The sequence below is a fragment of the Streptomyces sp. NPDC046939 genome (assembly GCF_040644575.1).
Lineage (GTDB): Bacteria > Actinomycetota > Actinomycetes > Streptomycetales > Streptomycetaceae > Streptomyces.
In genome coordinates, this window is record NZ_JBEYWV010000009.1 from 20160 (window position 1) to 34680 (window position 14521).

General features: G+C 70.7%; 10 protein-coding genes. 7 read left to right on the plus strand and 3 right to left on the minus strand.

The genetic code is table 11. The features are described 5' to 3' along the window. Positions 1-210 precede the first annotated feature (210 nt). From ABZ877_RS12105 to cseC, 5 genes are all read left to right on the plus strand, one after another. Complete coding sequence (locus ABZ877_RS12105) at positions 211-1122, plus strand: A/G-specific adenine glycosylase (protein WP_361068449.1); 912 nt, start codon at positions 211-213, stop codon at positions 1120-1122. A gap of 190 nt (positions 1123-1312) precedes the next feature. Beyond that, positions 1313-1855: a SigE family RNA polymerase sigma factor gene (locus ABZ877_RS12110; RefSeq protein WP_361068452.1), complete on the plus strand. Its 543-nt coding sequence runs from the start codon at positions 1313-1315 to the stop codon at positions 1853-1855. A gap of 38 nt (positions 1856-1893) precedes the next feature. Further along, positions 1894-2532: a hypothetical protein gene (locus tag ABZ877_RS12115; RefSeq protein WP_361068455.1), complete on the plus strand. Its 639-nt coding sequence runs from the start codon at positions 1894-1896 to the stop codon at positions 2530-2532. A gap of 57 nt (positions 2533-2589) precedes the next feature. Next, on the plus strand, positions 2590-3318 hold the full coding sequence (gene cseB / locus ABZ877_RS12120) for a two-component system response regulator CseB (protein ID WP_361068917.1): 729 nt from the start codon (positions 2590-2592) through the stop codon (positions 3316-3318). 58 nt (positions 3319-3376) lie between these two features. Further along, positions 3377-4762: a two-component system sensor histidine kinase CseC gene (cseC, locus tag ABZ877_RS12125; RefSeq protein ID WP_361068457.1), complete on the plus strand. Its 1386-nt coding sequence runs from the start codon at positions 3377-3379 to the stop codon at positions 4760-4762. Positions 4763-5283: 521 nt separating this feature from the next. Here the strand turns inward: cseC and ABZ877_RS12130 are convergent. Further along, complete coding sequence (locus ABZ877_RS12130; protein ID WP_361068460.1) at positions 5284-6948, minus strand: MDR family MFS transporter; 1665 nt, start codon at positions 6946-6948, stop codon at positions 5284-5286. Between the two features lie 143 nt (positions 6949-7091). Between ABZ877_RS12130 and ABZ877_RS12135 the strand changes: the two genes are divergently transcribed. After that, positions 7092-7676, plus strand: a complete 585-nt coding sequence (locus tag ABZ877_RS12135) for a TetR/AcrR family transcriptional regulator (protein ID WP_361068463.1) — start codon at positions 7092-7094, stop codon at positions 7674-7676. A gap of 16 nt (positions 7677-7692) precedes the next feature. On the opposite strand, the gene ABZ877_RS12140 is transcribed toward ABZ877_RS12135, so the two are convergent. Beyond that, a complete protein-coding gene (locus tag ABZ877_RS12140; RefSeq protein WP_361068466.1) occupies positions 7693-8388 on the minus strand; it encodes a M23 family metallopeptidase in 696 nt (231 codons plus the stop codon). A gap of 486 nt (positions 8389-8874) precedes the next feature. Between ABZ877_RS12140 and ABZ877_RS12145 the strand changes: the two genes are divergently transcribed. Continuing rightward, positions 8875-11883 carry an NACHT domain-containing protein gene (locus ABZ877_RS12145; protein WP_361068469.1) on the plus strand — a complete coding sequence of 1003 codons (3009 nt, stop codon included), beginning with the start codon at positions 8875-8877 and terminating at the stop codon, positions 11881-11883. Between the two features lie 70 nt (positions 11884-11953). Here the strand turns inward: ABZ877_RS12145 and ABZ877_RS12150 are convergent, their stop codons facing one another. Further along, a complete protein-coding gene (locus ABZ877_RS12150; RefSeq protein WP_361068472.1) occupies positions 11954-14485 on the minus strand; it encodes an ATP-dependent Clp protease ATP-binding subunit in 2532 nt (843 codons plus the stop codon). Between the last annotated feature and the right edge of the window lie 36 nt (positions 14486-14521).

The window sequence follows — 14521 nt, forward strand, 5'->3', positions numbered from 1 at the left end:
ATCTGCCGGGGGGCCCCAGCGCCGGGGCACCGGTGAAGTAGGCCCGGCTGTGGTCCGGGGCCGTGTGATCCAGCGCGGGGGATCAGTGCGTGTGCCCGTACCGGGGCCCGGGTCCGCCGGAGAAAGTGGCCCCCGCTGTACCCGGGCAGAGCAGTGGGCGCGCGGGTCGGGCCCGGTGAGGCCGGAGGCCGTGGCACCATCGTGGGTGCCATGACTGCGCTGACGAAGACCCCCGAGAACGTCCCAGCCCGCTCCGATCTCCACGACCCCGTCATCGACTGGTTCGGCGAACACGCCCGGGACCTCCCCTGGCGCCACCCCGACGCGGGCCCGTGGGCCGTGATGGTCAGCGAGTTCATGCTGCAGCAGACTCCGGTGAGCCGTGTCCTGCCGGTGTACGAGCAGTGGATCGCCCGCTGGCCCCGCCCGGCGGACCTGGCGAAGGACGCCCCGGGCGAGGCGGTGCGCGCCTGGGGCCGCCTGGGCTACCCACGCCGAGCCCTGCGGCTGCACGGCGCGGCGGTGGCCATAACGGAACGGCACGGCGGCGACGTACCGACCGGGCACGCGCAGCTCCTGGCCCTGCCGGGCATCGGCGAGTACACGGCGGCGGCGGTCGCGTCGTTCGCGTACGGGCAGCGCCACGCCGTCCTGGACACGAATGTGCGGCGCGTCCTCGCGCGGGCCGTGGCCGGTGTGCAGTATCCGCCGAACGCCACGACCGCCGCGGAGCGCAAGCTGGCCCGCGCGCTCCTGCCCGAGCGGGAGGAGACGGCCGCGAAGTGGGCGGCGGCGTCGATGGAGTTGGGCGCGCTGGTGTGCACGGCGAAGAACGAGGAGTGCCACCGGTGTCCGATCGCGGCGATGTGCGCGTGGCGTCTGGCGGGGAAGCCCGCGCATGACGGGCCGCCGCGGCGCGGGCAGACGTACGCGGGGACGGACCGTCAGGTGCGGGGCAAGTTGCTGGCGGTGTTGCGGGACGCCGTTGCCCCCGTACCGCAGGCGGCGCTGGACCGGGTGTGGCACGAGCCGGTGCAGCGGGCCCGCGCTCTGGACGGTCTGGTTGCGGACGGTCTGGTGGAGCCGCTGGGTGGCGGGTTCTACCGTCTTCCGGCCGGCTGAGCCGGAGCGCGGTCTCCGAGTTGGGAGTCCGCACTTGCGTTCGTTACACAACCGACGGACAGCCGTGCGTTCTCCGACGTCTGGAACGGACAACGCCGTGACAACCCCTCCGTAACTTCTTCCTCGTGACCGCACATGACCGGTGCGGGCGACACACACGGGGACTGCGGGAAGCGGGAGGCGGTTGATCATGGCGCACGGTGGCGAGGTGCTCGAGTTCGAGGAGTACGTCAGGACGCGGCAGGACGCCCTGTTGCGCAGCGCCCGGCGCCTGGTGCCGGACCCCGTGGACGCCCAGGACCTGCTCCAGACCGCGCTCGTACGGACGTACGGGCGTTGGGACGGCATAGCCGACAAGCGTCTCGCCGACGCCTATCTGCGCCGCGTCATGATCAACACGCGGACCGAGTGGTGGCGCGCCCGGAAGCTGGAAGAGGTGCCCACCGAGCAGCTTCCCGAGTCCGTGATGGACGACTCCACGGAGCAGCACGCCGACCGCGCGCTCCTGATGGACATCATGAAGGTGCTGGCTCCGAAGCAGCGCAGCGTCGTGGTGCTGCGACACTGGGAGCAGATGTCCACCGAGGAGACGGCCGCCGCGCTCGGAATGTCGGCCGGAACCGTGAAGAGCACGCTGCACCGGGCCCTCGCCCGCCTCCGTGAGGAGCTGGAGAGCCGGGACCTCGATGCACGCGCGCTCGAGCGTGAGGAGCGGGAGCGTTGCGCGGCCTAGGCAGACGTGCCTTCCGGATCCGTAGGGCCCTGAGGGTCTTGAGGGCGGGGAGTTCGGCGATCGCCGGGCTCGCCGCCGTCGGGCTTTTCGTCGGGGTCCTCGCGGCATGTTCGGCCGGTGGTACGGGCGCCCGGGACGAGGGCCCCGCCCGCACGGACCCGGTCGGCTCCACCGACTCGGCGGCCACCGCGAAGGCGACGCCGTCGGCGTCGCCGACCGAGGTGCCGGACACGGTGGACGCGGTGCGGCTGCTCAAGCACGATCCCAAGGTCAGCGCGGACATCAAGAGCGACCTCAAGCCGTGTGTCGCCGACGAGTACCCGGTCGACGTCAGCTACGGGAATCTGACCGGCGGCGCGACGGACGACGTCCTCGTCAATGTCATGACCTGCGGTGACGCCGTGGGGATCGGGACGTACGTGTACCAGGACGACGGCGGTGCCTACCGGAACGTCTTCCAGGCCGAGGAGCCCCCGGTCTACGCCGAGATCGACCGGGGTGATCTGGTGGTCACCAAGCAGGTGTACGAGAAGGGCGACTCGGTCTCCTCCCCCTCGGGCGAGGAGATCCTCACCTACCGCTGGAGCGGGGACGGCTTCAAGCAGGAGGGCCGCACGCACAACGCCTACAGCCATGCCGTGGACGGGGCGTCCCCCGCACCCACGGACGACAGCTGACACTTGCAGAGACACACATACGGACGGACGCAGCGGATGGAGAGGGCAATGAGCGCCATGGGTGAGCGCAAGGGTGAGCAGACCCACGTGCTGTTCGTCGAGGACGACGACGTCATCCGCGAGGCGACGCAGCTCGCTCTGGAGCGCGACGGTTTCGCGGTCACCGCCATGCCCGACGGGCTCGCCGGTCTGGAGGCGTTCCGCAAGGACCAGCCGGACATCGCCCTCCTCGACGTGATGCTGCCGGGGCTGGACGGGGTGTCCCTGTGCCGCCGCATCCGTGACGAGTCCACCGTTCCCGTGATCATGCTGTCCGCGCGCGCGGACTCCATCGACGTCGTACTGGGCCTGGAGGCGGGGGCCGACGACTACGTGACCAAGCCGTTCGACGGGGCCGTGCTCGTGGCCCGTATCCGCGCGGTGCTGCGCCGCTTCGGCCACGCCGGCGGACCGTCAGCGGCGGGCGCAGGCGGTGCGGAGGAGTCGGCGGGCGCCGACGGGGGCGTCCTGCACTTCGGTGACCTGGAGATCGACACGGAGGGCATGGAGGTCAGGAAGGACGGCGTGCCGGTCGCGCTGACGCCGACCGAGATGCGGCTCCTCCTGGAGTTCTCCGCGGCCCCCGGCACCGTCCTGTCCCGCGACAAGCTGCTCGAACGCGTGTGGGACTACGGCTGGGGCGGGGACACCCGCGTCGTCGACGTCCATGTGCAGCGGCTGCGTACGAAGATCGGGCAGGACCGCATCGAGACCGTCCGCGGCTTCGGCTACAAGTTGAAGGCCTGAGCGGGTCGGGCGGATCGATGTCGGTGCTGATGCCTGGGGGGCCTGTGGGGATGCGGAAATGAGCGGGCCGGAGCCGCGGCGGGTCCGGGTGCCTCTGCGCGCCCTTCTCCCCCGCCGTCTGCGGCGCAGTCTGCGGTACGGGGTGCGGTGGAAGATCAGCGTGGCCATCGCGCTGGTCGGGGCGCTGGTCGCCGTCGCGCTGAGCCTCGTCGTGCACAACGCGGCGCGCGTCTCGATGCTGGACAACGCGCGCGACGTGCAGGACGAGCGCATCCAGTTCGTGCAGCGGCAGTACGAGGCGCGCGGCGGCAACCTGCCCGTCGGGTTCAAGGTCAACGACCCCGCCATGCCGCACGACCTGCGGCAGAAGGTGCTGTCCGGGCGCCGGGCCACGTACATCTCCGAGCCGTCCAACGGCGTGCCCGACATCTGGGCCGCCGTGCCGCTCGGCAACGGTGACCTGCTCTCGGTGCACACCCGTTTCACCGACCGCAGCGCCACCGTCATGAAGGACCTCGACCAGGCCCTGCTCATCGGGTCCATCTCCGTCGTCTTCGGCGGCAGCGCGCTCGGCGTGCTCATCGGCGGGCAGCTCTCGCGCCGCCTGCGCAAGGCGGCCGGCGCGGCCCGCGAGGTCGCGCAGGGCAGCACCGAGGTGCGCGTACGGGAGGCGATCGGCGGGGTCGTACGGGACGAGACCGACGATCTCGCGCAGGCCGTCGACGCGATGGCCGACGCGCTCCAGCAGCGGCTCGAGGCCGAGCGGCGGGTCACCGCGGACATCGCGCACGAGCTGCGCACGCCGGTCACCGGTCTGCTCACGGCGGCCGAGCTGCTGCCCGAGGGGCGCCCCAGCGAGCTGGTGAAGGACCGGGCGCAGGCGATGCGGACGCTCGTCGAGGACGTGCTCGAAGTGGCGCGGCTCGACAGCGCCGCCGAGCGGGCCGAGCTGCAGGACATCATGCTGGGCGAGTTCGTGGAGCGCCGGATCGCGGCGCGTGCCGCCGACGGCGTGTCGGTCCAGGTGGTCCACGAGTCCGAGGTGACGACCGACCCGCGCCGCCTGGAGCGCATCCTCATCAACCTGCTGGCGAACGCCTCGAAGCACGCCCGGCCGCCCATCGAGGTCAGCGTCGAGGGCCGTGTCATCCGGGTCCGCGACCACGGGCCCGGCTTCCCCGAGGAGCTCCTTGAGGAGGGCCCGAGCCGCTTCCGTACGGGCGCCGCCGACCGCGCGGGGCACGGGCACGGGCTCGGCCTGACGATCGCGGCGGGTCAGGCCCAGGTTCTGGGCGCCCGGCTCACGTTCCGCAACGTACGCCCGCCGGGAGCCGGCCCCGACACCCCGGCGGAGGGCGCGGTGGCCGTCCTCTGGCTCCCCGAACACGCCCCGACGAACACGGGCAGCTTCCCGATGCTCCGCCTACCGGACACCCGCACCTGACCCCTCACCCACACGCCGCCGGCCCCGGCACCTATTGAGCACCGGGCCCGCCGGCGTGAGGCGGAGGCGGACACGGATGCCCCCCGCTCAGCAGACCCCCAAACCGCGCTTCACGCCCCGGTCAGCCGACCGAGCCGCACCTCACCGCCCGCACGCCGCACCGATCGCCGCGCCTCACCGCCCCAGTCAGCCGCGCCTGACCGCCCCGCTCAGCCGACCCCGCCGCGCCTCACCCCCTACACGGCGCACCGACCCCGCCGCACCTCACCGCCCCGGCCAGCCAACCCAGCCGCGCTTCACCGCCTAACTCAGCCGACCCCGCCGCGCCTTAACCCCCTACGCCGCACCGATCCCGCTCCGGCTCAGCACAGCCGCCGACCCGGCACCGCCCCGAGCAGCCGACGGCCCCCAGTGCCTGCTCAGCGCGCCGGGGTCGTACACAGTTGCGGACAGCCGACGGCCCCGGTGCCTGTTGGCGCCGGGGCCGTCCGCGACCGGGGGCGGGCAAAGGGGCGGTCCGCTCAGACGGACTCTGGCACCGTCTTTCCGCCCCGCGCGGCGTCCCCGGCCGCGCCGCCCTCGGTCTGCTTGTCGTCGACGGCCGACTGACCGTCCGCCGTGCCGCCGTCGGACGGGACGTCCGTCGTGTCGGCCTCCGCCGCCTTCTGCGGGCCCGCCCCGCGCAGCGCGACCTCCTTCACGAACCACGCCGCGACCAGCGCGCCGATCGCCACGATCGATCCGAGCAGGAACGCGGAGTGCGTACCGGAGGAGACCGCGTACTGGTAGGCCTCGCGGGCCTGGACCGGCAGCTTCGCCAGGCTCGCGGCGTCGAGCTGCGCCGACTGCTCGGTGACCTTGCCGCCGAGCGCGCCCGCCTTCTGCGCCATGACGTCCTGCACCTTGTTGTTGAACAGCGCGCCCATGATGGCGACACCGAACGACGAGCCCAGGGTGCGGAACAGCGTGGTGGACGAGGACGCGACGCCCATGTCCTTCATCTCGACGCTGTTCTGCGCGACCAGCATCGTGATCTGCATGAGGCAGCCCATGCCGGCGCCGAGCACGGCCATGTAGAGGCCGGAGGTGAAGCGGGAGGTGCCGGTGTCCATCTGGGCGAGCAGGAACAGGCCCGCCACCATCAGGACGCTGCCGACGATCGGGAAGACCTTGTACTTGCCGGTGTTCGTGGTGACCCGGCCCGCGACCAGCGAGACGACCATCATCGAGAGCAGCATGGGCAGGAGCAGCAGACCGGAGTTGGTCGCGGACGCGCCTTGCACGGCCTGCTGGTACAGCGGCAGGAAGAGCACCGCGCCGAACATCACGAACCCGGTGATGAAGCCGATCAGGGACATCAGGGTGAAGTTGCGGCTGCGGAAGATGTGCAGCGGCAGGATCGGTTCGGCGGCCTTGGTCTGCGAGAAGACGAAGCCGACGAGCGCGGCGACGCCGATCGCGATCAGCTCCATGATCACGGCGGAGTTCCAGGCGTACTCCGACCCGCCCCACGTGGTGACGAGGACGATCGCGGTGATGCCCACGGTGAGCAGCGCCGCGCCGAGATAGTCGATCTTGCCCGAGGAGCGCTTCTTCGGCAGGTGCAGGACCGCGGTGATCATCACGAGCGCGACCGCGCCGATCGGCAGGTTGATGTAGAAGGCCCAGCGCCAGCCGAGGTGGTCGGTGATGGTGCCGCCGACGAGCGGTCCGCCGATCATGGCGAGCGCCATGACGCCGGCCATCATGCCCTGGTACTTGCCGCGCTCCCGGGGCGGGATGAGGTCGCCGATGATCGCCATGACACCGACCATGAGACCGCCGGCGCCGAGGCCCTGGACGGCCCGGAACCCGATGAGCTGGCCCATGTCCTGGGCCATGCCGCTGAGCGCGGAGCCGATCAGGAAGATGACGATGGAGGTCAGGAAGGCGCCCTTCCTGCCGTACATGTCGCCGATCTTGCCCCAGATGGGGGTGGAGGCGGCGGTGGCGAGCGTGTAGGCCGTGACGACCCAGGAGAGGTGGTCGAGTCCGCCCAGCTCACCCACGATCGTCGGCATCGCGGTGCCCACGATCATGTTGTCGAGCATGGCGAGCAGCATGGCGATCATCAGCGCCATCAGCACGACGCGTACGCTGCGCGGCTGTTTTCCCTGCTCTTGTTCTTGTATCGCTGCTGTCGCCATGATCCCCAGCTCCCCCAGAAGTCGATTCCGGGACTTACTTGCCGCCCGGCTAGTTACCTACAATGGGGAAGGTAGAGCGCCAACTAGCCGGGCGTCAAGTAAGTTTCTCCCAAGAGAACTCCAAGGAGCACGAGGGGCACGCGATGGTCACGGGCAGCAGCAGCAAGCCGCAGCAGCGGCGCGGGGACACCCGCCAGCGCATCCAGGACGTGGCCCTCGAACTCATCGCCGAGCAGGGGTACGAGAAGACCTCGCTGCGGGAGATCGCCGAGCGCCTCGGCGTCACGAAGGCGGCACTGTACTACCACTTCAAGACCAAGGAGGACATCGTCGTCAGCCTCTTCGACGACCTGATGAGGCCGATCGACGAGCTGATCGTCTGGGCGGACGGCCAGCCGTCGACCCTGGACACCAAGCGCGAGATCCTCACCCGCTACGGCATCGCGCTCACGAACGCGGCCCCGCTCTTCCGCTTCATGCAGGAGAACCAGGCGACGATGCGCGAGCTGAGCATCGGCGAGAACTTCAAGGAGCGGATGACGACCCTCCTCGACCATCTGCTGCCCGAGGACGTCACCCTGACCAACCGGGTGCGCTGCTTCAGCGCCCTGTTCTCGATGCACGCGGGAATGTTCGTCCTGAAGGACACCGAAGGCGACCCCGAGGAGAAGCGCAAGGCCATCCTCGAGGTCGCCACGGACCTGGTCGTCCAGGCCCACAAGGGCTGAAGCAGCCCTCAGCGGATCAGACCTTCACGCCCTTGGAGTGCATGAAGGCGACCGGGTTCACCGCGGAGCCGTAGTTCGGGGTCGTACGGATCTCGAAGTGCAGGTGCGGGCCGCTGGAGTTGCCGGTGTTGCCGGACCGGGCGATGTGCTGGCCCGTGGACACGCTCTGGCCGACGTGGACGTCGATCCGGGACAGGTGCGCGTACTGGGAGTACGTGCCGTTGGCGTGCTTGATGACGACGGCGTTGCCGTAGGCGGGGCCGTCACCGGCGCCGTTGCCGCCGGTCTTGACGACGGTGCCGCCGTGCACGGCCATGACATTGGTGCCGATCGGCACGGCGAAGTCCTGGCCGGAGTGCTTGCCGGTGGACCACATGCTGCCGCCCTGGTTGTAGCCGGCGGAGAGCTGGTAGTGGGTGACCGGGTCGATCCAGGAGGCGGCCTTCTTCGCGGCGGCCTGCTTGGCCTTCACGGCGGCGGCCTCGGCCTTCGCGGCGGCCTGCTTGGCGGAGGCGGCGGCCTTGGCCTGGGCGTCGGCCTGCGCCTGCACCGACGCGGCGGAGACGGCGGGCAGCGGGCCCTGGGCGGAGTCGGCGGCGAGCGCGACCCCGGCGCCCAGCGCGGCGGACAGACCGAAACCGGCGGCCACGACGGCGGCGCGCTGACGGAGGACCGACGAACCGGGACGGCGGGAGATGGTGCGCTTCGACATACGGGGAGACCTCTTCGAGCTTCGGGGACATTCGGGTCCTGGGGCGCCCTCCTGGAACCCGAAGGGACTCCGGCTGGGCGTGGAGGGACCCGGCTCACGTCCTCGTGTCACCGGGTCGGCCATCCCTTGGTAACCCCCACCCCACCTCCAACTCAATGTCCCGAATTACTACGACACGTCGTACACGGGTGGGGTGACGGCGGTCTCTTGACACCCCCGAGGAACCGCAGGCGAAGTGCCTGATTTATCCACCGATCGATGGTTTAGCCCCACACAGCGCGCCCGGACCCCAGCCGTCAGCGCCCACTCCACCCCTTTGTTCGCAAACAAGACAAAACGGCGGGCTCCCTCGATCGCGCAACCGACACCCCGCGATGCCAACGTTCCACTATTTCGGGTAGTACCGGGCAAATCGCTTGTGCGGCTTGTCACCGGCGCTCAAGATCCAACCCGCGTCGGATGTGATCGGGGCTACGCTCCCGAGCCATGGATCCCGCTGTCCTCGGCACCCGGCTGGCATCGAGCCTGATCGTCCCCGCGCTCCGCAAACTGCTCGTCCAGGAGGGCCCCGGCGCGGGCCTCACCGACCGGCCCGTCCGCATCTCCGGGCTCGTCTCCTTCAAGGGCGAGAAGCGCACGCTGACCGAACAGGACGTCGAACGCCTCGCCAGGAAGCTCGTCACGGCCGCGCTCGACGGGCCCGGCGAGCCCCCGTTCCCGTACGACGAGGGCGAAGCGGTCGTCCTCGCCCTCGCTCGCACCCTGCGCTCCCTCGGCGACCTCGGCATGGACGACGTCCAGGCCGTCCGGCTCGGCCACCGGGAACTGGCCCGGACCCTGCGCGCCGCCGCCCCCGCGCCCGGCCTCTCGACGGACGCCGCCTACTTCCTGGACAACCTCACCGAGTGGGCGTGCCTGCACATCCTGCACTTCTTCACCCAGCGGTCCACCTTCGTGGCCCGCACGCTGGTCGAGCAGAGCCGGGGGCAGGCCGAGACCATCGCCAAGCTGGACGCCCTGCTTGCGCGGGCCCCGGGCAGCGGCGCCGACCGCGCGTTCGAACAGCGCTACCGGAGCTACCTCGCCCTGCGCCACAACCACCTGACGATCTTCGGCCTCGACGCCCGCGACACCACCGACTCCTGGCCGCTCGACCTCGCCTACCTCAGCCTCGAAGCGACCGCCGTCGAGGACGGCCCGCCAGGACCCGGCTCCCCCGAACCCACCCCGGTCACCGTGCGCCTCGCCGTCGCCGACGCCCTCGCCGCCCACGACCGCGTCCTGCTGCGCGGCGGCGCGGGCTCCGGCAAGACCACCCTGATCCAGTGGCTCGCCACCACCACCGAGGACCGCGTCCCCTACGTCCTGCCGCTGCGCACCCTGGCCCGCGCGCCCCGGCTGCCCGCCCCCGCCGACTTCCTCACCGGCACGGACTGCCCGCACACCCCGCCCGAGGGCTGGGCCGAGCGCGTCCTGACCGACGGCCGCGCCCTCGTCATGGTCGACGGGCTCGACGAGGTCCCCGCCGCCGACCGCCTCCGCGTACGGGACTGGCTCCTCGCCCTCGTACGCGGCTACCCGGGCAACCGCTGGCTGCTCACCGCACGGCCCACCGCCGTCCGCCCGGAATGGCTGTCCGACGACGGCTTCACCGAACTGACGCTCGCCCCCATGGACAGCGCCCGCGTCACCGCCTTCGTACGCCGCTGGCACACCGCCGCCCGCGCCCCCGAGCACGAGGAACCCCTCCTCGACGCCCTGCGCACCAAGCCCGACCTCGCCCGGCTCGCCGCCAACCCGCTGATGTGCGGCCTGATCTGCGCCCTGCACCGGGCCCGGCGCGGCTACCTCCCGCCCCGCCGCAAAGCCCTCTACGACGCCGCCCTGCAGATGATCCTGACCGAGCGCGACCGGCAGCGCGGCATGGGCAACCTCGACGGCATCGACCTGGAGACCGAGGACCAGATCGAACTCCTCCAGCGCCTCGCCTACGCCCTCGTCCTCGCGGGCCGCAGCGAAATGGACGAGGACACCGCGCTCTCCCTCCTCGAACGCGCCCTGCCGACCGTCCCCGCAGCTGCCGCCCAGGGCGATGCGCCGGCGATCCTGCGCCACCTCCTCCTGCGCAGCGGCGTCCTGCGCTCCCCGGCCGCCGGGGTCGTCGACTTCGCGCACCGCACGTTCCTCGACCACCTCGCCGCCCGGTACGCCGTCGAGGAGGGCCACTTCGACGTCCTGCTCGGCCGCGCCGACGACACCCAGTGGGAGGACGTCCTGCGCATGGCCGTCGCCCACGCCCGCACCCGCGAACGCGGCCGCCTGCTCCGCGGGCTGCTGGCCCCCGGCACCCCGCGCATGACGCTGCTCGCCCTGGCCTGCCTCCAGGACGCGACCTCGGTGGACCAGGAGGTCGCGGAGGAGGTACGGGGGCGGGCGGGGGGCCTGATCCCGCCCCGTACGGTGACAGAAGCACATCAACTGGCCCAGGCGGGCCGCCTCGTCCTCGAACTCCTGCCCGGCCCCCAGGGCCTGTCGGACGACGAGGCGCACGCGGTGACCGTGACGGCGTCCCTGCTCGGCGAGGAGGGCTCGCTCCCGGTCCTGAAGAAGTACCGCGAGCACCCATCCCTGGAGGTGCGGCGACAGTTGGTGGGCACGTGGCACAGGTTCCCCGCTCAGGAATACGCGGACGACGTCCTGGCCCACGTGGACCGCGAGAAGCTGGACCTGACGGTGCACGGCCGCGAGCAGTGGGAGGCGGCGCGGACGATGGCCTCGTGGCGGCGCCTCGATTTGACGGGTTCGTACACCTGGGAGGAGATCTTCGCGGCGACGGACCCGGAGCGGCTGGAAGCCCTCGCGCTCGCCGACAACGCCGCCGTGGACGACCTGGGCCCGCTACGGGAGCTGCCCGCCCTGCGGACCCTCACGCTGCGGCGCAGCCCGCACACGCTCGACCTCACGCCGCTCGCCGGCACCGGCCTGGAGCACCTGGGCCTCATCGAGGTGCCGGGCACGCGCGGCCTGTCCGCGCTGAAGCGGCTGTCGTCCCTGTTCATCGGCTACGCCCTGCCCGGGGAGGCGCTCATGGACGAGCTGCCGTTCTCGGACCGGCTGCGCTCCCTCTACCTGGCGCGGGGCGCGGCGGCCCACACCGGCCTACGCGCCCTGCCCATCCTGTCCGGGCTCACCTTTCTCAGCGTGAGCGCCAACCCTCTGCAGGCCACCGACTGGGAAGAGCTGGCCGACCACACGGGGCTCAGGGGCCTCTACCTGGAGGGTGAAACCCTTCCCCCACCGCCGCTGCCGGAGCTCCCGCACATCACCCGCCTCGCTCTGCGCCTGTCCGACGGCCTCGCCCAGATCGCCCCATACGCGTCTTGCTTCCCGTCGGTCCAGGCGGTGGAAATCTTCCCGGACCAGGCGGCGCCCCAGGACCCGGCCTCGTACGCCGCACTCTTCCCGACCGCCGAGATCACGGTCCGGGGGCGCTGAAAAAGGGTGGGCCCGAACCGTCCAGCAGGAACGGTTCGGGCCCACCCTTCACAGGCTCACCCCGGAGGGGCTACGCCTCCTTGGACAGGTTCGGGCCACCGGAGCCACCCGCCGCCGCGTCCTCGATCGGAGGAGCGTCCGGCAGCGCCGACTTCTCCTCGCCGCGGAAGGTGAAGGTCTTGTTCTCGCCCTCGCCCTCCGTGTCGACGACCACGATGTGGCCCGGACGCAGCTCGCCGAAGAGGATCTTCTCCGAGAGGGTGTCCTCGACCTCGCGCTGGATCGTGCGACGCAGCGGACGCGCGCCGAGCACCGGGTCGTAGCCCTTCTTGGAGAGGAGCTCCTTCGCGGACTGCGAGAGCTCGATGCCCATGTCGCGGTCCTTGAGGCGCTCGTCCACCTTGCTGACCATCAGGTCGACGATCTTGAGGATGTCGTCCTGCGACAGCTGCGGGAAGACGACGACGTCGTCCACGCGGTTGAGGAACTCGGGGCGGAAGTGCTGCTTGAGCTCGTCCGACACCTTGTTCTTCATGCGCTCGTAGTTGGACTTCGTGTCGCCCTGGGCGGCGAAGCCCAGGTTGAACCCCTTGGAGATGTCACGCGTACCAAGGTTGGTCGTCATGATGATGACCGTGTTCTTGAAGTCCACGACGCGGCCCTGGGAGTCGGTCAGGCGACCGTCCTCCAGGATCTGGAGCAGCGAGTTGAAGATGTCCGGGTGGGCCTTCTCCACCTCGTCGAAGAGGACGACGGAGAACGGCTTGCGGCGCACCTTCTCGGTGAGCTGGCCACCCTCTTCGTAGCCCACGTAGCCGGGGGGCGAACCGAAGAGACGCGAGACCGTGTGCTTCTCGCTGAACTCCGACATGTCGAGGGAGATCAGCGCGTCCTCGTCACCGAAGAGGAACTCGGCGAGCGCCTTGGACAGCTCGGTCTTACCGACACCGGACGGACCGGCGAAGATGAACGAACCACCCGGACGCTTCGGGTCCTTCAGACCGGCGCGCGTACGACGGATCGCCTTCGAGAGCGCCTTGACGGCGTCCTTCTGGCCGATGACCCGCTTGTGGAGCTCGTCCTCCATGCGCAGCAGACGCGAGGACTCCTCCTCGGTCAGCTTGAAGACCGGGATGCCGGTGGCGGTCGCGAGGACCTCGGCGATCAGCTCGCCGTCGACCTCGGCGACGACGTCCATGTCGCCGGCCTTCCACTCCTTCTCGCGCTTGGCCTTCGCGGCGAGGAGCTGCTTCTCCTTGTCGCGGAGGGAAGCCGCCTTCTCGAAGTCCTGGGAGTCGATCGCCGACTCCTTGTCGCGACGGACGCCCGCGATCTTCTCGTCGAACTCGCGGAGGTCCGGCGGCGCGGTCATCCGGCGGATGCGCATCCGGGAACCGGCCTCGTCGATCAGGTCGATCGCCTTGTCCGGCAGGAAGCGGTCCGAGATGTACCGGTCGGCGAGCGTGGCCGCCTGCACGAGGGCCTCGTCCGTGATGGAGACACGGTGGTGGGCCTCGTAGCGGTCGCGCAGACCCTTGAGGATCTCGATGGTGTGCGGCAGCGACGGCTCCGCGACCTGGATGGGCTGGAAGCGGCGCTCGAGCGCGGCGTCCTTCTCCAGGTGCTTGCGGTACTCGTCGAGCGTGGTGGCACCGATGGTCTGGAGCTCACCGCGGGCCAGCATCGGCTTCAGGATCGAGGCGGCGTCGATGGCGCCCTCGGCGGCACCCGCGCCGACGAGCGTGTGCAGCTCGTCGATGAACAGGATGATGTCGCCGCGGGTGCGGATCTCCTTGAGGACCTTCTTCAGCCGCTCCTCGAAGTCACCGCGGTAGCGGGAACCGGCGACGAGCGCGCCGAGGTCGAGGGTGTAGAGGTGCTTGTCCTTGAGGGTCTCGGGCACCTCGCCCTTGACGATGGCCTGGGCGAGGCCCTCGACGACGGCGGTCTTGCCGACGCCGGGCTCACCGATCAGGACCGGGTTGTTCTTGGTACGGCGCGACAGGACCTGCATGACGCGCTCGATCTCCTTCTCGCGCCCGATGACCGGGTCGAGCTTGGACTCACGAGCGGCCTGCGTCAGGTTGCGGCCGAACTGGTCGAGCACCAGGGACGTGGAGGGCGTGCCCTCGGCAGGACCGCCGGCGGTGGCGGTCTCCTTGCCCTGGTAACCGGAGAGCAGCTGGATGACCTGCTGCCGCACCCGGTTGAGGTCGGCGCCCAGCTTGACCAGGACCTGGGCGGCGACGCCCTCGCCCTCGCGGATCAGGCCGAGCAGGATGTGCTCCGTGCCGATGTAGTTGTGGCCCAGCTGAAGGGCCTCGCGGAGCGACAGCTCCAGGACCTTCTTGGCACGGGGGGTGAAGGGGATGTGGCCGGACGGGGCCTGCTGGCCCTGGCCGATGATCTCCTCCACCTGCTGGCGGACCGCCTCGAGCGAAATCCCGAGGCTCTCCAGGGCCTTAGCGGCGACACCCTCGCCCTCGTGGATCAAGCCCAGGAGGATGTGCTCGGTGCCGATGTAGTTGTGGTTGAGCATCCGGGCTTCTTCCTGAGCCAGGACGACAACCCGCCGCGCGCGGTCGGTGAACCTCTCGAACATCGTTAATCGCTCCTCAGAGCGGTCAGGCAGTAAGGG

Coding starts and splice junctions, on each gene's coding strand:
- ABZ877_RS12105 (WP_361068449.1), top strand. CDS start 211: ATGACTGCGCTGACGAAGACCCCCGAGAACGTCCCAGCCCGCTCCGAT.
- ABZ877_RS12110 (WP_361068452.1), top strand. CDS start 1,313: ATGGCGCACGGTGGCGAGGTGCTCGAGTTCGAGGAGTACGTCAGGACG.
- cseB (WP_361068917.1), top strand. CDS start 2,590: ATGGGTGAGCGCAAGGGTGAGCAGACCCACGTGCTGTTCGTCGAGGAC.
- cseC (WP_361068457.1), top strand. CDS start 3,377: ATGAGCGGGCCGGAGCCGCGGCGGGTCCGGGTGCCTCTGCGCGCCCTT.
- ABZ877_RS12130 (WP_361068460.1), bottom strand. CDS start 6,948: ATGGCGACAGCAGCGATACAAGAACAAGAGCAGGGAAAACAGCCGCGC.
- ABZ877_RS12135 (WP_361068463.1), top strand. CDS start 7,092: ATGGTCACGGGCAGCAGCAGCAAGCCGCAGCAGCGGCGCGGGGACACC.
- ABZ877_RS12140 (WP_361068466.1), bottom strand. CDS start 8,388: ATGTCGAAGCGCACCATCTCCCGCCGTCCCGGTTCGTCGGTCCTCCGT.
- ABZ877_RS12145 (WP_361068469.1), top strand. CDS start 8,875: ATGGATCCCGCTGTCCTCGGCACCCGGCTGGCATCGAGCCTGATCGTC.
- ABZ877_RS12150 (WP_361068472.1), bottom strand. CDS start 14,485: ATGTTCGAGAGGTTCACCGACCGCGCGCGGCGGGTTGTCGTCCTGGCT.